The following is a 23,762-nucleotide window of genomic DNA, read 5'->3' as shown; positions in this document are numbered from 1 at the left end:
GCAGAAAGCTTTGTACTACCAGAAAGGCAGGAAAGAAGTTATCCAAGGGCAGTAAAGAAAAGGCCTAGTCGCTATGCGACTAGGCCTTCAAGGAAGCGTAAATTATCTTAATTCACATGCATTAGGCATTATTAGCCGGCCTTTAATGACAAAATGATGTGAGGTAGCGAATTAGTGAATTTGATCACTATCAGCAGCGCTAGCACTATTGTCACGTAGTGCTGCTACATCAATACTATCGAAATCATAGCTAGTGCCACAATAGTCACAATGCAGTGATACTTTGCCATCGTCAGCAATAATTTTATCAATCTCTGCTGGTTGAACACTCATGATTGCCGCGGCACTACGCTCACGTGAACAACCACATTCAAAGCTTACTGGTTGTGGTTCAAATAATTGCACTTGCTCTTGGTGGTAAAGACGATATAGCACATCTTGTGCTTCAAGCGTAAATAGCTCATCATCTTTAACTGTTTCAGTTAGCGCTTCTAAATGTTCAAAGTCGCCTTCTGTGCCGGTGCCATCTGGCATGATTTGTAATAACATTCCCGCCGCTTTTACTTGGTCGTCAATTGCGCCAGTACGTAACCAGATACGGGTTTTTAATTGCTCTGAATTTTTGAAGTAACTTTCAAGACACTCAGCCAGTGTATCGCCATCAAGACCCACAACACCTTGGTAACGCTCACCCTTGGTCGGCGTAATGGTGATCACCATATGACCTTTACCCATTAAGTCATGAATAGTTCCCGCTTTTACATCGCCATTCCAGCGCGCTACACCACGTAGTTGCTGATTATGATCGCCGTTGATTACCGCTAAGCTTACAGGACCATCACCTTGTACTTGAACGGTAATAGAACCTTCAAATTTTAAGGTTGCCGTTAATAGGCTGGTTGCTACCAATAATTCACCCAATAATGTTGCTACGGGTGCTGGGTAGTTTTTATCCGCAATAATTTGTTGGTAAGTTTGACTTACTTGTACCAATTCACCGCGAACAGCTGCGCCGTCGAAAAGGTAACGGTTTAAACTATCGTTTGTCATGAGTATGTATTCTCCAACTATAGAGCCAACCCAATAAAGGGATAAAATGAACAGTAATTACTTTATGGTCAACGCCGCAACCAAGGCGGGTTAAACCGTTGCAATAAAGCACTCATTGTTGAAATTATAATTTAATAGGTTGGCACTGAGTTATTTATTCAGATGCGTTAATATTTTTGAATCGCATAATATCGCGACGTTGCTTTTTATCCGGTCGTTTTTCTGGACTTGGATTGTCATAAGCATTGAGTTTGCGCATTTTTGCTGTCTGTTCGCGGGCTGTAATACTTTCAGCCGTTTCTCGATAGAGCAGTTGTGCTTCTGGTGCGCCACGGCGGCAGTCAGAAATTTGTTCGATGATAAGGATTTTCTCATCGTTACCCTGCCGTAATTTTACCGTTGCGCCAAGCTCAATAATTTTACTTGGTTTTGAGCGTTGGCCATTGTACTGCACTTTACCGCCATCGATCATAGTGCGAGCAATTGAACGTGTTTTGTAAAAGCGGGCAGCCCATAACCATTTATCAAGACGAACCTGTTTAATATTCGAGGTGTTTTGACCCATCACGGTGCCTTTATTTGCTGAAACGATAAATTATCACATTCTGCTAATAACAACAGTAGTGCGACTATTTATTATAAATGGTGATATTAACCTAGGATTTCAATCACTGAATTAGAATTTATTACAAAAAATCAGTAAATTCTTAGATACTATGGCGTTTTGTTTGGATTATTAAATAGTATTTCAATGATTAACAGGCGATCATAGTCCATTCAATTTTAGAGTGCGGCTGCACTGTATTTCTCTGTTTAATGGTAGTTGGTATTTTAACAATGGATTTCACTATGCTTGCTTCAAAATGGTTTGCGACTGCAGCAACCAAACGCCCGTTATCATTACAATCTGTCACGCGTATTTTAACTTGTGGTTTGGTTGTGATATTGGCTTGGGTTATGGGGCGTTTAGTGTGGTCTATTGTCGAACCTGCTCCCATTGTTGCTCGTTGGCAACCTCTTGCGGTAACTGTGAATACCACCCAACAACAAATACCCGTCAATGAATTATTAAGCTTAAATTTGTTTGGTCGCTATCAAGCAAATGCCGCGCCTGTTATCAAAACACCGGTTAAACAAGATGCTCCTCAAACGCAATTACGATTAACGTTAGTGGGGGTGGTTGCCAGTTCAACGCCAGCAAAAGCTTTGGCTGTGGTGACCAATAACGGTAAGCAAAATACCTATGGCATCAATGAAGTGATTGATAATACGCGCGCAACCTTAATAGCTGTCTATAACGATCGCGTGATTATTCGAAATAATGGTCGTGACGAAACATTAATGCTTGAAGGATTGAAATTTACTAAGCCTTCGGCAGTGGCCATTGCAGCGTCAAAGAAAAACCGTGGCAATAGCGCTGAACTTGCCAAAATAAAACAAGAAATTTTATCTGAGCCACAAAGCTTATTTAGCTACATTCGTTTATCTCAGGTAAAAAAAGACGGCCAAATTGAAGGCTATCGCGTTAATCCAGGAAAAAATAGAATTTTATTTGATCAAGTCGGTCTTAAAGCCAATGACCTTGCAGTGAGTATTAACGGTAATAGTCTGACCGATCCTGCAATTATGGCCAAACTTTGGGGTGAGTTGTCTTCAGCCTCTGATTTTACACTGACGGTTGAACGCAACGGTCAGTTACATGATATCCACATAGAGCTGCAATAACACTTTAGTGCTTAGCTTGAAATGAATATGCGATTACGCAGGAGTTTTTTGTGAAAAAATGGATGGGAAAAAGTGCCCTATTGTTAGCGAGTGGCTTGTTGTGTAGTCAAGCAATGGCTGATGAATTAAGTGCCAACTTTAAAGGGACTGACATTCAAGAATTCATCAATATTGTTGGCCGCACCTTGCATAAAACAATCATTATTGATCCGGCTGTACGTGGGCAGGTCAATGTGCGCAGTTATGACTTATTGAATGAAGAGCAATATTACCGTTTCTTCCTTAATGTGCTTGATGTCTATGGTTATGCTGTTGTGACCATGGAAGATGGCGTCATGAAAGTTATTCGTGATAAAGATGCCAAAACAGCGGCGATTCCAGTGGTTGGCGCGAATGACAAAAACATTCCTGGTGATGCGGTTGTGACCCGTGTTATTGCGGTGAAGAATGTTTCAGTACGTGAGCTTTCGCCATTATTACGCCAGCTAAATGATAATGCTGGTGCGGGTAATGTGGTTCATTACGATCCTGCTAATATCATTATGATTACGGGTCGTGCTGCGGTTGTTAATCGCTTAGCTGAAATCATTGAGCGCGTTGACCGTGCTGGTAATAAAGACGTTACCGTCGTCTCGCTTAATAATGCATCAGCATCAGAAATGGTCCGCATTATTGATTCGTTGAATAAAAGTGCTGAAGCATCATCAACCCCGGGCTTTCTTATTCCTAAAGCTGTTGCCGATGAACGCACTAACTCAGTATTAATTTCTGGTGATCCTAAAGTACGCGAACGCTTAAAAAATCTGATTCATCGTTTAGATAAAGAGATGGCTGTCAGTGGCAATAGCCGCGTGTTTTATCTTAAATATGCCAAAGCTGAAGATTTAGTCGATGTCCTTAAAGGGGTATCTGAGAATGTGCAAGCATCAACGAAAGGCAGTGGTGGCCAAAGTCAGGGTTCAAATAAAGATGATGTCATGATCTCTGCTCATGCGCCAACAAACTCATTAATTATTTCAGCCCCCGCTGATGTGATGAAGCGTCTTGAATCCATTATCTCTCAACTGGATATTCGTCGTGCTCAAGTCCACATTGAAGCGATGATTGTTGAAGTACAGGAAGGTGAAGGGGTCGACTTTGGGGTTCAGTGGGGCTCTCAAGATGGTGGTGTGGTTCAGTTTGGTAACAGCAGTGCACCGATTGGGGGATTATTATCAGCCCAAGAAGCAGGTAAAGATACCACCACCACAGAAACACGTTACGATTCTGATGGTAAACCTTACACTTACCAAACTACTGAAAGTGGTGATTTAGCACCAATGGCAACCTTCCTTGGTGGTGTTAAAGGTGCTGCGGCGGCTATTGCATTGGGCGATTGGACCGCGTTGGTTACTGCCGTGCAATCAAACCGTAATGTTAATGTGCTTTCTACGCCAAATATTACTGTGCTTGATAATCAAGAAGCAAACTTATCGGTTGGTCAAGAAGTGCCTGTTACTACTGGCTCACAAACGGGTTCAAATAATGATAATCCGTTTACCACCGTTGAACGTAAAGATGTCGGTATTCAACTGAAAGTCACGCCACAAATTAACGAGGGTGACTCGGTACAAATGAAGATTGAGCAAGTGGTATCACAAGTTGCCGATGCTAACGGTGCGGTTGATATTCGATTTGATAAGCGTGAACTAACAACGTCAGTATTAGTTAAAGATGGCAACATGATTGCACTGGGTGGTTTGATGCAAGAGAAAACCCTTGAGTCAGAGCAAAAAGTGCCGATTTTAGGTGATATTCCGGTATTGGGGGCGTTATTCCGTTCGACCAATAACCAAACTGAAAAAACCAACTTGATGATTTTTATTCGTCCAACGATTTTACGTGATGGCATGAGTGCCGATGGCATGACGCAGCGTAAATATAACTATATTCGCGCCCAACAGTTGTATCAAGCGGATAAAGGCATGCGTTTAATGGATGCTGAAATGCCGGTTATTCCCAAATATGGTGATGACATGGCATTGCCAGCAGAAGTTCGAGCGTTTGTATCACAGTTGGAGAAACACTAATGGCAGATGAGTCTTTGGCGTTAGAAACAGCAGTCTTATTTCGATTGCCGTTTTCTTTTGCTAAGCGCCATCATGTTGTGATTGAAGCCAATCAACAAGGATGGCAGTTGTATTATTGCGGTCAATTATCAGCCATCGTATTAGCGGAAGTACGACGGGTGGTTGGCGAGGGTTTTTATCCGGTTGCACTATCAGAGTCGCAATTTGAGCAAAAGCTTACCGATGCTTATCAACGTGATTCGTCAGAAGCTCGCCAATTAATGGAAGATTTAGGTTCTGACAGTGATGACTTTTTCTCGTTAGCGGAAGATCTTCCTGAAACGGAAGATTTGCTAGAGTCGGAAGATGATGCGCCAATCATTAAATTGATCAACGCGATGTTAGCCGAAGCCATCAAAGAAGGGGCGTCTGATATTCATATCGAAACCTTTGAAAAAGTATTGTCGATTCGTTTTCGGGTCGATGGCATGTTGCGCGAAGTACTTCAACCCAGCCGCAAGCTAGCACCGTTGTTAGTGTCACGTATTAAAGTCATGGCAAAATTAGATATTGCAGAAAAACGGATTCCACAAGATGGTCGTATTTCATTACGTATCGGTGGCCGTGCGGTAGATGTGCGGGTGTCAACCATGCCGTCGTCACATGGCGAACGGGTGGTATTGCGTCTACTAGATAAAAATGCCACTCGTCTTGATTTACATAGTCTTGGTATGACCGCTACAAACCATGAAGCGTTTAGAAAGATCATTGATCGCCCGCATGGGATTATTTTGGTCACCGGTCCTACGGGTTCGGGTAAATCAACCACCCTATATGCTGGCTTGCAAGAGTTAAACAGTGCAGAGCGCAATATTCTAACGGTTGAAGATCCTATTGAATTTGATATCGATGGTATTGGTCAAACGCAGGTAAACAGTAAAGTTGATATGACGTTTGCACGTGGTTTGCGAGCCATTCTTCGTCAAGATCCTGATGTGGTTATGATTGGTGAGATCCGTGATTTAGAAACCGCAGCGATTGCCGTTCAAGCCTCATTAACGGGCCATATGGTGCTATCAACGCTGCACACTAATACCGCTGTTGGTGCGATCACTCGTTTGCGTGATATGGGAATCGAACCTTTCTTGGTGTCATCATCGCTATTGGGTGTACTAGCTCAGCGATTAGTCCGTACTTTATGTGCTGAATGTCGTCAACCTTATGAAGCTGATACTGAGCAGAAGAAACTGTTTAGATTAGCAGCAACAGATAGCTTGACATTGTATCGCCCTTGCGGCTGTGACAAATGTAATTTTAAAGGTTATCGCGGCCGTACGGGTATTCATGAACTGTTGCAAGTGGATGAGCGTGTACAAGAGTTAATTCATGCGGAAGCTGGCGAACAAGCGATTGAAAAGTATGTCCGTCAGACCACGCCTAGTATTCGTGATGATGGTTTAGATAAAGTGCGCCAAGGTATTACCACCCTTGAAGAAGTGATGCGCGTGACCAAGGAAAGCTAATGGCGGCATTTGAATATAAAGCATTAGATGCCAAAGGCCGCCATAAAAAAGGTGTGCTAGAGGGCGATACTTCGCGTCAAGTTAGGCAGCAGCTACGTGAAAAAGGGCTAGTGCCGATTGAGGTTAATCAAACTTCAGGCCAAGGTAAAAAAACAGCGTCTGCACCCAGTAAGTTTACTTTTAGACGCGGTATTAGTACCAATGAATTAGCACTGATCACGCGTCAGTTAGCGACCTTGGTACAAGCCTCAATGCCATTGGAAGAATGTATTAAGGCGGTGGCGGAACAAAATGAAAAGCCGCGCTTGAAAAATATTTTACTCGCGGTGCGTTCACGAGTGGTTGAAGGTTATACCTTGGCTGACAGTATGGCGGAATACCCGCATGTGTTTGATCAATTATTCCGCGCCATGGTGGCAGCGGGTGAAAAATCAGGGCATTTGGATACCATTTTAAATCGCTTAGCTGATTACAGTGAAAATCGTCAACAAATGCGTAGCAAGCTTCAACAAGCGATGATTTACCCATTAATGTTAACGTTAGTGGCGGTGTCGGTGGTGGCGTTCTTGTTGGCAACGGTGGTACCGAAAATTGTTGATCAATTTGTACAAATGAACCAAGGCTTACCCGCAATTACGGAAGTGTTATTGGCTGCCAGTAATTTCGTGCAACATTGGGGATTGCTGGTGGTGATTGTGATTGTGGCTTTAATTGCTTTAATCAAAACAGCCCTTAAAAAACCCACTTTTCGTATGAAGTGGGACCGTACCATCTTGCGTCTGCCTGTTATTGGTAAAGTTGCACGGGGGTTGAACACCTCTCGTTTTGCTCGAACACTCTCTATTTGTACTTCAAGTGCGATCCCATTATTAGATGGTATGAAAGTCGCGTCAGACGTGATGACTAACACTTATGTTAATAAGAAGATTTTAGATGCGGCAGATCGAGTCCGTGAAGGAGCAAGCTTACGGGTTTCGCTGGAAAAAACGGCACTGTTTCCACCGATGATGTTACATATGATTGCCAGTGGTGAACGCAGTGGTGAGCTTGAGCAAATGCTGACTCGTGCGGCGGATAACCAAGATCGTGATTTTGAATCATTAGTGAATATGGCGTTAGGGGTGTTTGAGCCGTTATTGATTGTCGCCATGGCAGGGGTGGTGATGTTTATCGTTATTGCGACCTTGATGCCGATTATTGAATTAAACAATATGGTTGGAATGTAATTTTTCTTTTGGAGGGTAAATAATGCAACAAAAACAACGTGGTTTTACGCTGTTAGAAGTAATGGTCGTTATTGTGATTCTAGGGGTATTGGCAAGCTTAGTGGTGCCAAACCTATTAGGAAATAAAGAAAAAGCAGACCAACAAAAAGCGGTAACCGATATTAGTTCTTTAGAACAATCATTGGAAATGTACAAGTTGGATAACAGCGTCTTTCCAACCACAGATCAAGGTTTAGATGCGTTGGTTACTAAGCCATCATCGTCACCTGAACCACGTAACTACCGTGATGGTGGTTACATTAAGCGTCTACCTAAAGATCCATGGGGCTATGAATATCAATACGTGATGCCTGGTGAACACGGTGCGGTTGATATCTTTAGTCTTGGTGCTGATGGTCAAGAAGGCGGTGACGGTATCAATACAGATATCGGTAACTGGAACATGTTGAACTACAAGAAATAAAGCTAAAAATGATGATGAAACGGAATGCAGGTTTTACTCTAATTGAAATTATGTTGGTGTTAGTGTTATTAGCCACCAGTGCGGTCGCTGTGGTATCGACGTTACCCAATAATAAACGTGATGAGGTCAAAGAACAGGCACAACGCTTTCATCATTTAGCTCAACTCTTGGGTGAAGATGCAATGTTAAATGGGGTCGATTATGGTATTCGTATCGAACCCCATCAATACCATTTTTTAAAATTAACTCAAGATGGTTGGCAGCCGCTAGAAGACGTTAAATTTTTTACTGATGTCAAACTTGAGGCCGGTATTACGACAACAGTGGCTATTGGCGGAGCATGGAAAGATAAGGACCGACTTTTTAAATCTGATTCAATGTTTAAAAATGACGACATATTTAAAAAGTCTGATCAGGAACAGAAACAACTACCGCCACAAATTGTGGTGATGGCGAGTGGTGAATACACCCCATTTACGGTCAGTTTTGAAGTTGATAAGCAACATCAATTTTGGCAAGTTGTTGCGGATGAAGTGGGGAATTTAGTGTTATTAGCCCCAGGGCAAACATTGGAACAATACCTGTCTGCGCAAGCGTTATCAGCGCAGGAGCGATCGTAATGAAACGCTCACAAGGGTTCACATTGTTAGAAGTGTTGGTTGCGTTAGCTATTTTTGCCGTCGCAGCATTAAGTGTGGTGCGAGCAGTCAGTCAAAACTTAAATAGCTTAGGTTATTTAGAACAGAAAACGCTGGCATCAATGGTGGCTGATAATGAATTAGCGCAATTGCATTTAAGTGGCGAGTACCCAAGCTCAGTTAAGCGTGGTAAATCAACTTTAGCCGATCGAGAATGGTATTGGACTGTTACTAGCTCTAAAACACAACAAAAGCTCTTGCGCCAAATTGAAGTCTCGGTGGCTACCGATTCGCAGCGCAAACATTCAGTTATTACGGTAAAGACCTATGTCAGCAATTAATTATCGACGTCAACAAGGGTTTACTTTGTTGGAAGTTCTGGTGGCGATTGCGGTATTTGCGATGTTGAGCTTATCTGCCAATCAAGTGTTAACCAATGTGTTGCGCAGTGATGCGCAATCTAAAGATCACAATCAACGCTTACAAGCCATTCAACGCACCATGATCATGATGGATAATGATTTTCGACAGATTGTGGCGCGTAAATTTAGATCTGATGCTGAAAAACCAACGGATAATATTCTCCAGGCGAGTGAGTATTTATTAGATTCAAGCAGTGAAGGAATCACTTTTGTTCGTGGTGGTTGGCAAAATCCGCAAGCAATGTTTCCTCGTGGTGATGTTACGCGTGTCGGTTATCGTATTATCGACGATAACTTAGAGCGGGTATGGTTTCGTTACCCTGATACTGTGACGGGGGCTAAGCCGTTGGTACGCGTGTTATTAACGGGTGTCACCGATTTAAAGTTTGAATTTTATTATGATAAACAATGGCACCAAAAATGGGATAAAGCCAAGACCTTGCCTGCGGGTATCAAAGTTATTATGACCTTAAAAAAATTGGGTGAGATTGAGCGGATTTATTTATTACCCACTTCTTCGTTGACGAGTAACAAGCAGGAGCAAGAGGGATGATAAAGCAACGCGGGGTCGCACTGATTGTGGTGTTATTGCTTGTTGCCTTGATGAGTTTGTTAGCGGTACAAATGACAGAGCGGTTGCAACTCAATTTTCATCGCGTTCAAAACCAAGTCGAGCATCAACAAAGTTATTGGTACAGCTTAGGAATTGAAGCATTAGCATCACAAGCTTTAAAACAAAGCCTTAAAGACAGTAAAACCGTAAACTTAATCCAAGCATGGGCTGTCGGTGAGCAAAGTTACCCTCTAGACAGTAATGCGGTAATCAGTGGCAATTTAACGGATAAACAGACCTGTTTTAATCTTAATGCTTTTAAAAATATTAAGGCGAGTGCTGGTAGTAGTAAGCAGCCTTTTTTAGTGAAGTATTTACAAAACATTCTTACAGAATCAGGTGTAGATGACTACGAAGCTGAAGTGATCGCAGATTCAAGTTGGGAGTTTGTGGATGATAACACCACAGTTGAGTCAGCTTACGGCGCGGAAGACAGTACTTATGAAAGCTTTCAGCCTCCTTATGTAACTGCCAATGATTGGCTGGCTGATGGCAGTGAGTTTAGAGCGATTAACGGTGTATCGAATAAAATTTATGAGCAACTCAAAGGGTTAATCTGTGCGTTACCGACCGATGAGATGTTGCTTAATGTGAATACCATTACCGAAAAACAAGCAGTGTTGCTGTCTGCCTTATTTGCACCGTCGTTATCATTAGATGATGCGAAAAAAATTATTCGTGATCGTGATAATAAGCATACCGTGTGGGACAGTGTGGCTGATTTTATGAAGTTAGTGCCACAACCGCCAGTGAAAAATGCGGATTCAGGAAAAGATAAGACGGCAACTGAAATGGAAAAATATTTAACTGTTACCAGTCATTATTTTTCGTTAGATGCTGAAATAAAAGTAGACCGTGCCCGAGTGCGAGCCGTGGCATTATTTAATCGTGATGATAAGAACAAGGTGACGGTCGTTCGTCGCCAGTATGGAGGAATCCGTGAGCGAATTTCTGACGATAAGGCTAAGTAGCCGGCCGGAAATGCCGGTGCAATGGCTAGTCTGGTCGCCACTGCAAAATGAAGTGATAGCCTCGGGTCAGTTAGCTGATATTAACCAACTAGGTGAATTAACTGAATATGCTATTACTCGTCCTGTTTATGGTTTAGTACCAACCAGTGAGATGCTGTTAACACAAGTCGCGATCCCTGCCGGCAGTAGCCGTCAGTTAGCGGCAGTATTACCGTATTTACTTGAAGAAGAGCTGGCTCAAGATGTCGATAGTTTACATGTGCAGTTATTGAAACGTGATAACGATATTGCGACAGTTGCAATTATTGAACATCAAAAAATAGAGGCATGGTTAGCTGCATTTAGTGAATGTGGCATTGAGCTTAAAAAACTGATTCCAGATTGTTTATGTTTGCCTATGTTTAATGATGGCTATAGTGCGGCTGAAATTGATGGACAGTGGCTCATTCGACAATCAGAAGCAATGGGCGTGTGTGCTGACTCTAGTTGGTTAGGTGCATGGATCACCGCTCAAAAAGCACCCATAATCATTGAAACCCCTGTCGATACTGCTGACGACGACAATGGTGATACTGCCGTCGAGGTTGAAGCAGAACTATTAGCTGAAGAAGTCGAATCGATTGTTGCGGCGACGGAGAGTTTGGCGCAAGTGACGATTCATCACTATACGCCAGCACCATCAAACACCCCAGGTCATTGGCAACCACAAGCGCCGGAATTGGTAATGCAGCTGTTGGCGATAGGGGCTGCAGAATCTAAAGCTACCTTGTTATCAGGGCCGTATAAACCACAAGCAGCATGGCGTAAGCATTTACAACCATGGCGCAAAGTTGCAATCACGGCGGCAGTGGTATTAATTGCGCTTATTGGTGAGCAAGTACTAACTACGCAGCGTTTAGAACAACAAGCAAATGCGTATCGAGCTGAAAGTGAGCGTATTTTTCGTCAAGTTTTGCCACAGTTTAAACGTATTCCTTCGCAGAGTTATTTGAAAAATCAAATGAATGCGGCATTAAAGAGTTTAGGTGGACATGGTGAACAAAATGGCATGCTAATGTGGTTAAGCGAATTAAAGCCCGCATTAACGAAAGTGCCAACGATTAAGATTGTTAACCTTAAATATGATCAAACTCGAGGCGAATTGCGCTTGCAGGCAACGGCGGCAGGATTTCAAGATTTTGAACAATTACGCAGTGCATTAGCGACCCAGTTTGTGGTTGATCAAGGCCAGTTAACCAAACAAGATAATTTAGTTAGTGGCGCTGTGGTATTGAGGAGAAAAGCCTAATGGCAGAGATAAAGTCATGGTGGAAAGCCCTCAGTCAACGAGAACAACATTTACTGCTTGGGGCTGGCAGCGCGTTAGTGATTGCAATTCTTTATTGGGGAGTATGGCAACCGTTAAATCAACGTGCAGCTGATGCTCAAAATAAAATCAATCAACAGCGTCAGTTATTAAACTGGGTTGAGCATAAAGCGAATCAAATTACAGCACTTAAACGTGCGGGTGGAACGGTAAATGTGAGTGATGAGGGACTTAACCAAGTTATTAATGAAACCACGACGCGATTTAAAATTGATTTGATTCGAATGCAGCCACGTAATGATGCGTTACAAGTGTGGGTGCAACCACTGCCGTTTGATACGCTTGTTAATTGGCTGGTGTATTTGCAGCAGAGTTTCGGTATTAATACGCAGTTTATTGATCTCTCAAAAACCGATAAAAACGGTATGGTTGAAGTTAACCGTTTGCAGTTAGGGCGAGGATAAGCGTGAAATTTAAATTAGCGATTGGTGTCAGTTTTGGTGCGGTATTTATAGCAAGTTTAGTCACTCATCTTCCCGCCAGTTGGTTGTGGCAGTCTGCGCCTAAAATACAAGGTCTCGCTATAGAAGGGATATCAGGTACACCATGGCAAGGATCGGCAGCCAATGTACGCTGGCAAAATCAACCTTTTGGTCGGTTGCAATGGGATATGCAATTAGGACGATTATTGCAAGGTGAATTAGCGTTTAATGTTCGCTTTGGTAAAGGCAGTGAATGGCAGTTACAAGGACAAGGTTTAGTGGGTTACAGCTTATCTGGTCCATTTGCTGAAAAACTGCTGTTATCGATGCCTGCGGCGCAAGCCGTATCACAAGCGCAGCTTCCTGTTCCAGTATCTATCGATGGTAATTTAGAACTCACGGTTAGAAATTATCATTATGCTGCCCCTTATTGTAAAACGTTGAATGCAACATTAGCTTGGGTTCAAGGTGCGGCAGAAACGCCGATGGGAACGATTAAACCTGGGCCTGTTTTTGGTGATCTTAGTTGTGAAAAAGGTGCGATTGTCGCTAAAGTAAAGCAAACCTCGTCGAATGTGAGTAGTGACTGGCATGCTAATTTAGCCACTAACCGTCAATATAAAGTTAATGGTTGGTTTAAACCTGGGGCAACGTTCCCTGAGAAGTTAGCGGCACAATTAAAATGGTTAGGCGACCCTAACACCAAGGGGCAGTATTCACTGAAGTATTCAGGACGTTTGTAGCGTTGGTTACCGTTTTAATCATTAATTTATTAATAATAGGCAGTCGATTACGGCTGCCTTGTTATTTCTGATGATTATTTACTTTTAATTCGCGTAAGCTTTTCTTATTCTGGTGGTGCTTTTCATTAAACAGGGCCTTATAAATGGCGTTCAGCAAAGATAAACCCCAAATCTTAGCAGCCGAGGTTGTAGCACAATCACGACTCTTTAAAATTGAATCATTGGATTTACGTTTTTCTAATGGTGTCGAGCGTACTTATGAGCGTATGCAGCCAAGTGGTCGTCATGCGGTATTAATCGTACCTGTCACTGCTGATGGTGATTTATTATTGATTCGTGAATATTCTGCCGGTACTGAGCGTTATGAATTAGGTTTTCCGAAAGGATTAATTGATGCTGGTGAAAGTGCATTAGCTGCGGCAAACCGTGAGTTAAAAGAAGAAATAGGCTTTGGTGCACAGCGATTGCATCCCTTAAAAGAAGTGATTTTAGCGCCATCGTATTTTTCAAGTCGAATGACATTGTTTGTGGGACAAGATTTATATCCTGAGCGTTTAGAAGGTGATGAACCTGAGCCTCTAGAAATTGTACGGTGGCCATTAGCTCAAGCAGAAGATCTACTTAATCACCTAGATTTTGCCGAAGCGCGTAGTATCAGTGCCTTATTTTTAGCGCTGAAGTATTTAGCTTGCGAGGAATGACTAATGACATTAAATCATCTTATTACTGATGTTATCGATATTGCCCAAGAATCAGGTCGGTTGATCTTAGATATTTATCAACAAGGACAGTTTGAGCAGCAAATCAAATCAGATAATACGCCAGTAACCAGCGCTGATTTAGCGGCTAATAAATTAGTGATTGAGCGATTATCCCAATTAACCCCTGACATTCCCGTACTGTCAGAGGAAGACACCGCAATAGCATTAGCTGAACGTAGTCAGTGGCCCCGCTATTGGTTAATCGATCCCTTAGATGGTACTCAAGAGTTTATAGCGGGTAGTGGTGATTTCGCGACAATTATCGCGTTAATTGATAATAATAAGCCGGTAATGGGAGTGGTGTATGCGCCTGTATCTGGCGTGACGTATTATGCGGCGCAAGGTCAAGGGGCACATAAAATAACTGCGGCTGGTGAAACCAGTACGATCTCAACGACTAAACATCAGTTGCCATTACGTGGGTTAACTATCGCTATTAGCCGTCGACAAGATATTGATACCACTAAGGCGCGGTTTGATAGCCAATATCATTATGATCTCGTTGCATTAGGCTCTGCTTCGCTAAAAGCTTGTTTAGTTGCGGAAGGGGGCGCTGATTGCTACCTACGATTAGGGCCTACGGGTGAGTGGGATACTGCTGCGACTCAGTGTATTGTTGAAGAAGCGGGCGGACGTATTTTTAATACCCATATAACGCCATTATCTTATAACCAGCGTCAGACTTTAGAAAATCCAAACTTTATTGTGCTTGGCGATGAGCAATTACCGTGGGCATCGATTCTAACGGCAGATGATCGCTTAATGGGCGCAGAATAGTTCATCGACCACATACAAAAACGGAGCCTCAATGGTTCCGTTTTTTGTATCGGTTATTTATGGCTCACCAATAAGAGACTATCAATGGTGATTCTAGAACAAACGGTTAAGGCCATTTAATGCCGCAACGCGAAACGCTTCTGCCATGGTTGGATAATTAAAGGTAGTATTGGCAAAATATTCAATAGTATTACCTTCTCCTTTTTGCTCCATGATAGCTTGGCCGATATGAATGATTTCAGCCGCTCGTTCACCAAAGCAGTGAATACCTAAAATAGCTTTGGTTTCACGGTGAAATAATATTTTCAAACTGCCGACTTCTGTACCTGCGATCTGAGCTCGAGCTAAATGTTTAAATTGCGAGCGACCCACTTCATAAGGAATTTTTGCAGCGGTTAACTGTTGCTCTGTTTGGCCGACAGAACTGATTTCTGGCAGGGTATAAATTCCGGTTGGAATATTTGCAATTAATTGTCCTTGAGCTTTGCCTGTACTGATCGCTTGCGCGACAAAACGTCCTTGATCATAGGCAGCGCTGGCTAGGCTAGGGTAACCTATAACATCCCCCACGGCATAGATATGATCTACGGTTGTTTGGTAGTTATTATTCACCTGTAGTTGCCCACGAGAATCAGCCTCTAAACCGACCTTATCTAGGGCTAGTTTGTCAGTGTTACCGGTACGGCCATTGGCATACAGTAAGCAATCTGCTCGCATTTTCTTGCCTGATTGTAAGTGCAGAATAACCCCATCATCGGTTCCTTCAATGGTTTCAAAAACCTCATCGTTACGAATCATAGTACCTGTATTACTAAGGTGATAAGACAACGAATCAGACATCTCATTATCAAGGAATTCTAATAGTCGTTGGCGAGTATTAATTAAATCAACTTTGACCCCGAGCCCTCTAAAAATAGACGCATATTCACAGCCAATAACCCCCGCACCATAAATTAAAATATGTCGAGGATCATGGGCTAATTGTAAAATTGAATCGCTGTCATAAACACGGGGATGCGTGAAATCAACGGTGGCGGGTTGGTAGGGACGAGAGCCCGTGGCAATAATAAATCGCTCAGCACTAAAATGGTCAACACTGCCATCATAGGTGGTAACACTGACACTAGATGAGCTAATAAATTGCGCTTCACCATGAATGATTTGGCAATGGTTGCGATCATAAAACCCTTGTCGCATTCGAGTTTGTTTACTCACAACTTCAGTTGCGTGGTGCAATATTTGACTAAAGGTTCGGTGGAGGGTCGAGGTGTCATTACAATACAGAGGATTTTGGTTAAATTCGATAATACGACTGACGGCATGACGTAATGATTTTGATGGAATGGTTCCCCAGTGGGTGCAACCGCCTCCGACACTGTCTTCGCGTTCGATAATTGCGACTTTAAATCCAGCCTTCGTTAGCCCCATTGCCGCCCCTTCACCGCCAGGACCACTACCAATAATGATGACATCAAAATGGTTTTGAGAAGCAGGTAGGTTATTTGTCATAAAGTCATTCCTTGATTATGTCTTTCCATCTTACATTAACATTATGGTAACGATTTACCAGATAACGATGCATGGGGGAATGACGATATCTCGAAGCGGCTCACGAAGTTTTTATCATTAATCAATCGGTATGGATCGAGATTGGTTATTAAACCAGCGCCACGTTTTGTGACGTAAAATCGTAATTGATCTCAATCTGGCTTTGCGTCAGTCGCGCTCTCGCTTTACTATGTGAGAGTCTCGCGTCGTTGCTATGGCGCAGATGTTACTGTGTAAACAGAGTATCATTGTAATAAAATCACAGAGAAGCAGATAATAGATGGGAATTAGGGCTCAGCAAAAAGAAAAAACTCGGCGTTCATTGATTGATGCCGCTTTTAGCCAGTTAAGTGCCGAGCGAAGTTTTTCTAATTTAAGTCTACGTGAAGTTGCGCGTGAAGCGGGTATTGCTCCAACATCATTTTACCGTCACTTTAAAGACATGGATGAATTGGGGTTAACCATGGTTGATGAGGGGGGGTTAATTCTTCGTCAATTAATGCGTCAAGCTCGACAGCGTATTGCTACTGAAGGCAGCGTGATCCGTACCTCGGTAGAGACTTTTATGGAATTTATAGAAAGTAGTCCTAACGTATTCCGCTTACTGCTTCGTGAGCGTTCTGGTACATCAACGGCTTTTCGTGCTGCGGTTGTACGAGAAATACAACATTTTGTGGCTGAACTGACTGAGTATCTTGAAGCGAAAACTGGGGTAACTCATGAAGAAGCTTATACACAAGCTGAAGCGTCAGTAACATTGGTCTTTAGTTCAGGAGCAGAGGCCCTTGATCTAGATTGTCATGCTCGTGCTGAGCATGCAGAAAGACTGATTATGCAACTTAGAATGATTGCAAAAGGTGCTTATTGGTACCGTAAAGAGCGTGAGCGTCGAGAGCTCAGGCAGAAACTATAATCTTATTTTGATTTTGGTGAAGTATATATGGAAAAGCAACAACTTAAAGCTGAGCGTAAGACACTTATTTTATCTGTAATAACAGGTGTTTGTGGCTACGGTACTTTGGCGGTATTGTTTTCAAGTTATGTAACATTCTCTATTTTCCCTGTCTTGGCATTTGCTATGGCAGTGTACTGTTTATATCAAGAATACATGCGTAAACCGATGGCAGAAGGCGTGCCTGCACTTGCTAGTGCATGTTTCTTCGTTGGGGTATTTGGTTATGCGGCATTTATTCGTGCTGAATACCCTGATATGGGATCAAATTTCATTCCATTAATGATTACATTGGCATTGCTATTTTGGGTGTCGTACAAAATGGGTGTCATGGATAAGAAAGACCAAAAAACAGCGTAAGTAATACTTGCTGTTATTTGAAAAAGAAAAAGGCGCTGATAGCGCCTTTTTTATTTTTATCTTTTGAGGATCACTGCTTATTTGCGCTCTAGTAATACACCGGCTTCCATATGGTGGGTGTAAGGGAATTGGTCAAATAAGGCAAATCGAGTAATATTGTGGGTTTCAGTTAAGATGGCTAAATTGTCACGTAATGTCTCTGGGTTACATGAGATATACATGATGTTGTCGTAGCCTTGTACCATGCGGCAAGTACCATCATCCATACCTGAACGTGGTGGATCGACAAAAATGGTGTTGCAGTTATAGCTTTGTAAATCAACATTCTGATCTTTTAGACGACGGAATTCACGTTTACCTGCCATTGCATCAGTAAAGTCTTCCGCAGACATACGAATAATTTGTACGTTTTCAATATTGTTTACCGCAATATTGTATTGTGCTGAATCAACCGATGGTTTTGCTAGTTCAGTTGCCAGTACTCGCTCAAAGTTTGGCGCAAGTGCTAATGAGAAATTACCATTACCACAATACAATTCCAGTAAATCACCTGCACTGTCTTGAGTACAATCGACAGTCCATTCCAGCATCTTCTGTGCAACTTCACCGTTAGGTTGGGTAAAGCTATTTTCAACTTGCTTGTAAGTCAGTGCTTTATCGTGAACCTTTAATTGTTCAATAACGTAATCTTGATCTAAGACGATTTTCATCTTACGCGCACGACCGATAAGGTTTAGTTTAAACCCTTCATCATTTAAGCGTTGCTTTAGCTGTTTGGCTGCGACTGTCCATTCATCATCAAGTTGACGGTGATACAACATCGAAACTAAAATTTCACCACTTAACGTAGATAAGAAATCTACTTGGAACAGTTTGTGACGCAGGGTTTTTATTGGCTTAATTGCTTCAAGCAACATTGGCATTACATCATTAATTAAACGACTTGCAGCCGGGAATTGATCAACACGGTATTTTTCACGGGTGTGTTGATTAAACATGATGTAATACAGCTCTTCGCCTTCGTGCCAAACACGAAACTCTGCACGCATACGGTAATGCTCTGCAGGAGAGGCAAACACCTCTAATTCAGGCGTTTCAAAATCACTAAGTAGATCTTGAATACGCGCTGCTTTTTCATCCAACTGGGGCTGGTAATCAGCGATATTAAGGACGGTGGATGTCATAGTGTGTGCCTCGACTGCTCAAAATAAGACCGCAGATTTTATTGTATTGCACACTGATGTCCAGTGTTGATCCAAATTAAAATATTCATGTATCCAAAAATTCATAACTAATACCAAACAAAACTAGACATAAAAGCAATACAACACTAGCATTCGCGCTGTGCTGGTTAAGCCTTGGAAGGCTCGGGAATACGGTGTGAATCCGTAACTGACGCGCAGCGGTAATAGAGAACGAACGCACATGGATGTAATCCAAACACTGTTGATGCTCCCTACAAATAATCACAGTATTATTTAGTATAGTGGCAATGGGAAGTTGTTGCCTAGGCGACCTGATGGTCATGCTCTTAAGTCCGAATACCAACCAGCAAGACAAGCATATTGCTTTGTTATAAACGCGACTTAGGACAATTGTAATGAAAAAATCCCTTTTAGCAGCGACGGTAGCGTCGTTGTGTCTCCCTTCTTTTGCTTCATTTGCAGCAGACACTACATCTGATGATGTGATGGTGGTAACCGCTAACCGCTTTGAACAACCTATAACCTCAGTATTAGCTCCTTTTAATGTTGTGACTCGTCAAGACATCGATAAAGTACAAGCTAAAACACTCACTGAAGTGTTGAGTTTATTACCTGGGGTACAGATCACTCAAAATGGTGGGCGTGGGCAAAGTTCTAGTATCTTTGTTCGTGGTGCAAACTCAGATCAAGTTTTAGTTTTGGTTGATGGTATTCGTATGGCTCGCTCCGTGGCGGGTAATGTAGATTTCAATCAAATTCCATTAACTCAAGTACAGCGGATTGAATTTACTCGTGGTGCTCGCGCGGCAATTTATGGCTCTGAAGCTATTGGTGGTGTGATCAATATCATTACCTTAACAGGAACAGATACGCCATCAAAAACGAAATTAGATTTGGGTATTGGTAGCCATAATTATCAAGAGGCGAATGTTTCTGGTGCGTATAAAATCGGTGATAACAGCGTATTACAAGTTGCAGCCGGTTATGAAAACGATAAAGGCTATAATGTTCATCCTCAACCAGGATTGAATGATGGCGATAAACATGGTTTTGATAGCCGTAATGCATCATTAGCACTGCATCACAAATTTACCGATCAAATCTCGGGTTTTGTTGCGACTCGCTGGTATAAAAATCACTCTCAATATGATGGTTCTAGTGTGTATTCTGGCCATCAGTATGTGAGATCAGAAACTGAATTTAATGATTATTCTGCGGGTTTAAAATATGCGCAGGATAGCTATAAGTCATCACTGATTCTTGATTATCAAAAACAAGATAATCTTGACCTGATCGATAAAACCAACGCCGTTAATCGTAAGGACCAATATCACCAACGTAATGTTCAATGGCATAACCAATATCAATTACTATCAACATTGTCAGTGAGTGGCGGTATTGATTGGCGCCAAGAGCAGTGGAATGATTTAACGGGGTTTGCGGGTAATAAAGAACGCGATAATACTGGTTATTATGCGATTGGCTTATGGGATTACTCTCCAGTTAGTATCGAAACCAGTGTTCGTCTGGATGATAATCAGCAGTATGGTACCCATTCAACGTATAATATTGCTGGTGGCTGGTATTTAAATGACAATATTCAGTTACGTGGTTCGTACGGCACAGCATTTAAAGCCCCTAATCTTTACCAACTTTACGTTAAAAGTGCTTGGTCAACGGGTAACCCTAATTTAAATCCGGAAACATCAAAAAATATCGATGTTTCGCTGCATGCTGATTACGATATTGCGAGCGTTGCTGTTACGGCTTATCAAATGCGCATTGATGATTTAATTGCTTATGTCGGCGGCACGCCATCGTATGACAACGTTAAAGGGGAAAGTAAAATTAAAGGTGTTGAAGTCGAAGCTGACTTTGATACGGGTATTATTACTCACCAGCTAAACTTTGATTTTAAAGATCCTCGAGATAGTGAAGGCCAACAGCTTATACGTCGTGAAAAATTCTCATTTAAATGGGTAGGTACGGCAAGTTATGGTGATCTAGATACCGCAGTGACGTACCAGTATCACGGTAAACGACCAGATATTTCAGATACTGAGCTATCAGCATATGATACGTGGGATATTGCCTTAACATACTGGCTACAACCCAAGCTTGCTTTAAAAGGGCGAGTAGCGAACCTTTTAAATGAAGACTACGAAACAGCTGGTGGTTACGTAATGCCGGGTAGAACTTACTATACCAGCATTAATTATCAGTTTTAATGTGTGATTTTTTATAGATCAAGGCCGCCATTGTGCGGCCTTTTTGATGGTGATAAATATGAAACAAAGAGTGATTATTAGTTGGTCATCAGGTAAGGATTCAGCATTAACGTTATGGCGGTTAATGAACGATCCTAATTATGAGGTTATTGGACTTTATACGACTTATGTGGGTAACGATGTTCCTTTTCAAGCAACGCCAATTGAGATTGTTAAACAACAAGCCTTGCTCATCGGTTTACCTTTAGTGTTAATTGAATTACCGAAGGTGTTTCCCGCTAATGATGTTTATCAACAAGCGATTGTTGATGGGTTGAAAAATTGTGAGTTACAGTTTGATAGTGTCGCTTTTGGTGATTTGTTTTGTAATGGTATTGTCGATTATCGCCGCCAATATATTGAACCTGCAGGCTGGGCCTGTGTGTTTCCATTACTTGGACAACCTAGTCATCAGCTAGCGAATGAAATAATTGAATGTGGTATTAAAACAAAATTGGTTACCATTGATAGTACCCAATTGGATATACATTTCTGCGGGCGTTGGTTTGATCATCAATTATTAACTGAATTACCACCGACCACTGATCTCTGTGGTGAGAATGGAGAGTTTCATTCGTTAGTTGTCGATGGCCCTTTTTATCAACAACCACTTAATCTGACTTGGTTAGAATGTGAGACTGATTCACGGTTTTGTTATCAACGCTATACACTGGTAGAGACTGACTCATCGCAGTATCATAACGACTCGATATCGTAATAAGGTAAGTGGTAGTGAAAAAAGTTGTCATTTTTGATTCAGGGGTGGGCGGTTTATCGGTGTATCAAGAGATCCATGCTTTACTACCTCAAGTACAGTTTATTTACGCTTTCGATAATGCCGCTTTCCCCTATGGTGAATTAGATGACGCAACATTAATAAAGCGTACTAATTATATTGTGACGTTATTAGCTAATCAGTATCAGGCTGATTTGGTGGTTATCGCCTGTAATACGGCCAGTACTATCGTTTTGCCTTCGTTACGTCAGCAGTTAACAATACCCGTCGTTGGCGTTGTTCCAGCAATAAAACCTGCCGCATTGATTAGCCAAACAAAATCGATTGGTTTATTAGCAACACCTGCAACCGTTAATCGAGCTTATACTCATCAATTAGTACAACAATTTGCTAATGGCTGTGAAGTTAAGATGATTGGTTCGACCCGATTGGTGGAGATGGCAGAGCAAAAGCTACGCGGTAAGTCGGTTGATATGGATGAATTAGCTGAAATTTTAGCACCATGGCAAGGTACTGTAGATAGTATTATTTTAGGTTGTACGCATTTTCCACTAATAAAACAAGAAATCCTATTGGCGCTAAGACATCAAGTAAATGTTATCGATTCAGGTAAAGCGATCGCTAAGCGCGTGGCATTATTATTAGCGTTACCAACTGAAGTAATGTCACCTATAACGCCGCTGATAAAGAACGTTACATATAGCAGCGCCGCAACATCAGATGCTGCGGCGCTGAATAAAAGCTTAAATGAAATGCAATTAGATATTATTCAAGATCTAAACTATCCGCATTTTTAGGTTCATTAGCTTCACGTACTTTTAGGGTACGTTGGCCATATTCTTGGTTGTTGAGTTGATCAATGGCATGTTCTGCGTCTTGACTATTCATAACAACAAAACCAAAGCCTCTACGTTTACCTGTGCGTTTATCCTTCATTAGACGCACAGCAAAAACATCGCCATGCTCTGCAAAAAGGTTTTTTACGTCGCTCTCATTAGCACGGTAAGGAAGGTTGCCAACATAAAGGGTTTTGCTACTTTGAGAAGGATCTAATTCATCGAGGATGAGATTTTTATTTTCTTGCATAAAGTGCAACGCCAATCCTGTTAGCATCGCACCAAGCGCAAAACTAATGGCTGGTGGAGTACTACTGAACATACTAAAGATTAAGGCGCCAATGATAGCGATAGCAATCACTGTTATTGTGGTTTGGTTATTTGATTTCATATTTAAAGTACATCTCAAAAGGGAAAGAGAAGAATGCGTTAATGGGTGTTTTAACATCAAGCTTACAATGATGCCAATTTTAATGGTCTGTAATCCATAATAATTGAGTATAAATATACTCGTATGAGCTTATTACAAACACATAGTTCACATTAGATGAAATAATCAGCAATTACATTATTTTTTTTTAAAAAGACTTGTCAGAGTGATCAAAGTCTCTATAATGCGGCTCCATCGAAAGGCGGTACGGTTAAACAGCCGATCAAGTTCAAACTTTTGATACTAGCTTTAAATTAAATAATTAGTTTGTAATTCGATGAATATCAAGATGATTGTTTTGCAAAAACATTTTCTTTTTACTTCTATAGTGAGAAGAGAGTCAAGAAGATATTTTAAACTAAAATTTCTTCTTGACTTTATTTGGATGGTGCGTATTATACGCCACCTGACTTGCTGAAGCGTAACGCGCTAAGGCATTGAAAGTCAACGTTCTTTAACAATTTGACCATGCAATCTGTGTGGGCACTCGTTGAATAGTTAAGTCGAAAGATTTATCAATGAACTGAGTGACCAATACAAATAACTACGGTTATTTGGCACAGTCAATTCATTACCATTCTGTTGGAATGGTAATAGCTTTAAAATTACTAAGGTAGTTTTGAAGTCAGTATTCATTGAGCCGTTTCGAAAGAGACAACAAAACTTTAATTGAAGAGTTT

24 protein-coding genes and 1 riboswitch are annotated in these 23,762 nt (G+C 41.7%); of the genes, 19 read left to right on the top strand and 5 right to left on the bottom strand.

Going from position 1 to position 23,762, the window contains the following annotated elements; all coding sequences use genetic code 11:
• Positions 1–171: 171 nt before the first annotated feature.
• Positions 172–1,050 (bottom strand): Hsp33 family molecular chaperone HslO, encoded by an 879-nt coding sequence (hslO, locus tag C9I86_RS19040; RefSeq protein WP_080158868.1) that lies wholly within the window; start codon positions 1,048–1,050, stop codon positions 172–174.
• A 154-nt stretch (positions 1,051–1,204) separates the two neighbouring features.
• The gene (gene hslR / locus C9I86_RS19035; protein WP_080158869.1) at positions 1,205–1,615 is read right to left on the bottom strand and encodes a ribosome-associated heat shock protein Hsp15; all 411 of its coding nucleotides are present in this window, start codon (positions 1,613–1,615) and stop codon (positions 1,205–1,207) included.
• 284 nt (positions 1,616–1,899) lie between these two features.
• Between hslR and gspC the strand changes: the two genes are divergently transcribed.
• The 14 genes from gspC (at position 1,900) to cysQ (ending at position 14,748) form a co-directional block, all read left to right on the top strand.
• On the top strand, positions 1,900–2,775 hold the full coding sequence (gene gspC / locus C9I86_RS19030) for a type II secretion system protein GspC (protein ID WP_107277196.1): 876 nt from the start codon (positions 1,900–1,902) through the stop codon (positions 2,773–2,775).
• A 50-nt stretch (positions 2,776–2,825) separates the two neighbouring features.
• Entirely contained in the window at positions 2,826–4,844 is a 2,019-nt protein-coding gene (gspD, locus tag C9I86_RS19025; protein ID WP_107277195.1) for a type II secretion system secretin GspD, read from the top strand.
• Positions 4,844–6,346: a type II secretion system ATPase GspE gene (gene gspE / locus C9I86_RS19020; protein WP_107277194.1), complete on the top strand. Its 1,503-nt coding sequence runs from the start codon at positions 4,844–4,846 to the stop codon at positions 6,344–6,346. Before gspD ends, gspE begins: the two co-directional genes overlap by 1 nt.
• On the top strand, positions 6,346–7,572 hold the full coding sequence (gene gspF, locus C9I86_RS19015; RefSeq protein ID WP_107277193.1) for a type II secretion system inner membrane protein GspF: 1,227 nt from the start codon (positions 6,346–6,348) through the stop codon (positions 7,570–7,572). The genes gspE and gspF overlap by 1 nt, the downstream gene beginning before the upstream one ends.
• Before the next feature lie 22 nt (positions 7,573–7,594).
• Positions 7,595–8,035: a type II secretion system major pseudopilin GspG gene (gspG, locus tag C9I86_RS19010; protein ID WP_080158874.1), complete on the top strand. Its 441-nt coding sequence runs from the start codon at positions 7,595–7,597 to the stop codon at positions 8,033–8,035.
• An 11-nt stretch (positions 8,036–8,046) separates the two neighbouring features.
• Entirely contained in the window at positions 8,047–8,655 is a 609-nt protein-coding gene (gspH, locus tag C9I86_RS19005) for a type II secretion system minor pseudopilin GspH (protein ID WP_080158875.1), read from the top strand.
• The gene (gene gspI / locus C9I86_RS19000; protein ID WP_080158876.1) at positions 8,655–9,014 is read left to right on the top strand and encodes a type II secretion system minor pseudopilin GspI; all 360 of its coding nucleotides are present in this window, start codon (positions 8,655–8,657) and stop codon (positions 9,012–9,014) included. Before gspH ends, gspI begins: the two co-directional genes overlap by 1 nt.
• The gene (gspJ, locus tag C9I86_RS18995; RefSeq protein WP_080158877.1) at positions 9,001–9,648 is read left to right on the top strand and encodes a type II secretion system minor pseudopilin GspJ; all 648 of its coding nucleotides are present in this window, start codon (positions 9,001–9,003) and stop codon (positions 9,646–9,648) included. Before gspI ends, gspJ begins: the two co-directional genes overlap by 14 nt.
• On the top strand, positions 9,645–10,679 hold the full coding sequence (gene gspK / locus C9I86_RS18990; protein ID WP_107277192.1) for a type II secretion system minor pseudopilin GspK: 1,035 nt from the start codon (positions 9,645–9,647) through the stop codon (positions 10,677–10,679). Before gspJ ends, gspK begins: the two co-directional genes overlap by 4 nt.
• Positions 10,648–11,967: a type II secretion system protein GspL gene (gene gspL, locus C9I86_RS18985; RefSeq protein ID WP_241956920.1), complete on the top strand. Its 1,320-nt coding sequence runs from the start codon at positions 10,648–10,650 to the stop codon at positions 11,965–11,967. The genes gspK and gspL overlap by 32 nt, the downstream gene beginning before the upstream one ends.
• The gene (locus tag C9I86_RS18980; RefSeq protein ID WP_080158880.1) at positions 11,967–12,449 is read left to right on the top strand and encodes a type II secretion system protein M; all 483 of its coding nucleotides are present in this window, start codon (positions 11,967–11,969) and stop codon (positions 12,447–12,449) included. Before gspL ends, C9I86_RS18980 begins: the two co-directional genes overlap by 1 nt.
• A gap of 2 nt (positions 12,450–12,451) precedes the next feature.
• Positions 12,452–13,210, top strand: a complete 759-nt coding sequence (locus C9I86_RS18975; RefSeq protein WP_107277190.1) for a type II secretion system protein N — start codon at positions 12,452–12,454, stop codon at positions 13,208–13,210.
• A 143-nt stretch (positions 13,211–13,353) separates the two neighbouring features.
• A complete protein-coding gene (gene nudE / locus C9I86_RS18970) occupies positions 13,354–13,911 on the top strand; it encodes an ADP compounds hydrolase NudE (protein ID WP_107277189.1) in 558 nt (185 codons plus the stop codon).
• A 3-nt stretch (positions 13,912–13,914) separates the two neighbouring features.
• Positions 13,915–14,748, top strand: a complete 834-nt coding sequence (gene cysQ, locus C9I86_RS18965; RefSeq protein WP_080158883.1) for a 3'(2'),5'-bisphosphate nucleotidase CysQ — start codon at positions 13,915–13,917, stop codon at positions 14,746–14,748.
• A 93-nt stretch (positions 14,749–14,841) separates the two neighbouring features.
• Here cysQ and sthA read toward each other — a convergent pair whose 3' ends face one another.
• Positions 14,842–16,257, bottom strand: coding sequence for a Si-specific NAD(P)(+) transhydrogenase (gene sthA / locus C9I86_RS18960; RefSeq protein ID WP_107277188.1), 1,416 nt, complete (start codon positions 16,255–16,257; stop codon positions 14,842–14,844).
• A gap of 319 nt (positions 16,258–16,576) precedes the next feature.
• Here sthA and fabR point away from each other — a divergent pair, with 319 nt between their 5' ends.
• Both fabR and C9I86_RS18950 read left to right on the top strand, forming a co-directional pair.
• On the top strand, positions 16,577–17,209 hold the full coding sequence (fabR, locus tag C9I86_RS18955) for an HTH-type transcriptional repressor FabR (protein WP_080158885.1): 633 nt from the start codon (positions 16,577–16,579) through the stop codon (positions 17,207–17,209).
• Between the two features lie 27 nt (positions 17,210–17,236).
• Positions 17,237–17,608, top strand: a complete 372-nt coding sequence (locus tag C9I86_RS18950) for a YijD family membrane protein (RefSeq protein ID WP_107277187.1) — start codon at positions 17,237–17,239, stop codon at positions 17,606–17,608.
• Positions 17,609–17,685: 77 nt separating this feature from the next.
• On the opposite strand, the gene trmA is transcribed toward C9I86_RS18950, so the two are convergent.
• Positions 17,686–18,792 (bottom strand): tRNA (uridine(54)-C5)-methyltransferase TrmA, encoded by a 1,107-nt coding sequence (gene trmA, locus C9I86_RS18945; RefSeq protein WP_107277186.1) that lies wholly within the window; start codon positions 18,790–18,792, stop codon positions 17,686–17,688.
• Positions 18,793–18,939: 147 nt separating this feature from the next.
• Positions 18,940–19,176: riboswitch (cobalamin riboswitch) on the top strand.
• 32 nt (positions 19,177–19,208) lie between these two features.
• Between trmA and btuB the strand changes: the two genes are divergently transcribed.
• The 3 genes from btuB to murI are packed head-to-tail and all read left to right on the top strand — an operon-like array spanning position 19,209 to position 22,613.
• Positions 19,209–21,041, top strand: a complete 1,833-nt coding sequence (gene btuB, locus C9I86_RS18940) for a TonB-dependent vitamin B12 receptor (protein ID WP_107277185.1) — start codon at positions 19,209–19,211, stop codon at positions 21,039–21,041.
• Positions 21,042–21,099: 58 nt separating this feature from the next.
• Entirely contained in the window at positions 21,100–21,798 is a 699-nt protein-coding gene (locus tag C9I86_RS18935; protein WP_107277184.1) for an ATPase, read from the top strand.
• A gap of 14 nt (positions 21,799–21,812) precedes the next feature.
• The gene (murI, locus tag C9I86_RS18930) at positions 21,813–22,613 is read left to right on the top strand and encodes a glutamate racemase (RefSeq protein WP_080158890.1); all 801 of its coding nucleotides are present in this window, start codon (positions 21,813–21,815) and stop codon (positions 22,611–22,613) included.
• Here murI and C9I86_RS18925 read toward each other — a convergent pair.
• Entirely contained in the window at positions 22,582–23,043 is a 462-nt protein-coding gene (locus C9I86_RS18925; RefSeq protein WP_080158891.1) for an RNA-binding protein, read from the bottom strand. The genes murI and C9I86_RS18925 overlap by 32 nt on opposite strands.
• Positions 23,044–23,762 lie beyond the last annotated feature (719 nt).

It is taken from the genome of Photobacterium sp. NCIMB 13483 (assembly GCF_003025475.1).
GTDB lineage: Bacteria > Pseudomonadota > Gammaproteobacteria > Enterobacterales > Vibrionaceae > Photobacterium > Photobacterium piscicola.
This window is presented reverse-complemented; position numbering and strand designations above follow the sequence as displayed.

Bases quoted from the DNA above. Each gene is read 5' to 3' on its own strand.
- hslO (WP_080158868.1), bottom strand. From the start codon at position 1,050: ATGACAAACGATAGTTTAAACCGTTACCTTTTCGACGGCGCAGCTGTT.
- hslR (WP_080158869.1), bottom strand. From the start codon at position 1,615: ATGGGTCAAAACACCTCGAATATTAAACAGGTTCGTCTTGATAAATGG.
- gspC (WP_107277196.1), top strand. From the start codon at position 1,900: ATGCTTGCTTCAAAATGGTTTGCGACTGCAGCAACCAAACGCCCGTTA.
- gspE (WP_107277194.1), top strand. From the start codon at position 4,844: ATGGCAGATGAGTCTTTGGCGTTAGAAACAGCAGTCTTATTTCGATTG.
- gspF (WP_107277193.1), top strand. From the start codon at position 6,346: ATGGCGGCATTTGAATATAAAGCATTAGATGCCAAAGGCCGCCATAAA.
- gspG (WP_080158874.1), top strand. From the start codon at position 7,595: ATGCAACAAAAACAACGTGGTTTTACGCTGTTAGAAGTAATGGTCGTT.
- gspH (WP_080158875.1), top strand. From the start codon at position 8,047: ATGATGAAACGGAATGCAGGTTTTACTCTAATTGAAATTATGTTGGTG.
- gspI (WP_080158876.1), top strand. From the start codon at position 8,655: ATGAAACGCTCACAAGGGTTCACATTGTTAGAAGTGTTGGTTGCGTTA.
- gspJ (WP_080158877.1), top strand. From the start codon at position 9,001: ATGTCAGCAATTAATTATCGACGTCAACAAGGGTTTACTTTGTTGGAA.
- gspK (WP_107277192.1), top strand. From the start codon at position 9,645: ATGATAAAGCAACGCGGGGTCGCACTGATTGTGGTGTTATTGCTTGTT.
- C9I86_RS18980 (WP_080158880.1), top strand. From the start codon at position 11,967: ATGGCAGAGATAAAGTCATGGTGGAAAGCCCTCAGTCAACGAGAACAA.
- nudE (WP_107277189.1), top strand. From the start codon at position 13,354: ATGGCGTTCAGCAAAGATAAACCCCAAATCTTAGCAGCCGAGGTTGTA.
- cysQ (WP_080158883.1), top strand. From the start codon at position 13,915: ATGACATTAAATCATCTTATTACTGATGTTATCGATATTGCCCAAGAA.
- sthA (WP_107277188.1), bottom strand. From the start codon at position 16,257: ATGACAAATAACCTACCTGCTTCTCAAAACCATTTTGATGTCATCATT.
- fabR (WP_080158885.1), top strand. From the start codon at position 16,577: ATGGGAATTAGGGCTCAGCAAAAAGAAAAAACTCGGCGTTCATTGATT.
- C9I86_RS18950 (WP_107277187.1), top strand. From the start codon at position 17,237: ATGGAAAAGCAACAACTTAAAGCTGAGCGTAAGACACTTATTTTATCT.
- trmA (WP_107277186.1), bottom strand. From the start codon at position 18,792: ATGACATCCACCGTCCTTAATATCGCTGATTACCAGCCCCAGTTGGAT.
- btuB (WP_107277185.1), top strand. From the start codon at position 19,209: ATGAAAAAATCCCTTTTAGCAGCGACGGTAGCGTCGTTGTGTCTCCCT.
- C9I86_RS18935 (WP_107277184.1), top strand. From the start codon at position 21,100: ATGAAACAAAGAGTGATTATTAGTTGGTCATCAGGTAAGGATTCAGCA.
- C9I86_RS18925 (WP_080158891.1), bottom strand. From the start codon at position 23,043: ATGAAATCAAATAACCAAACCACAATAACAGTGATTGCTATCGCTATC.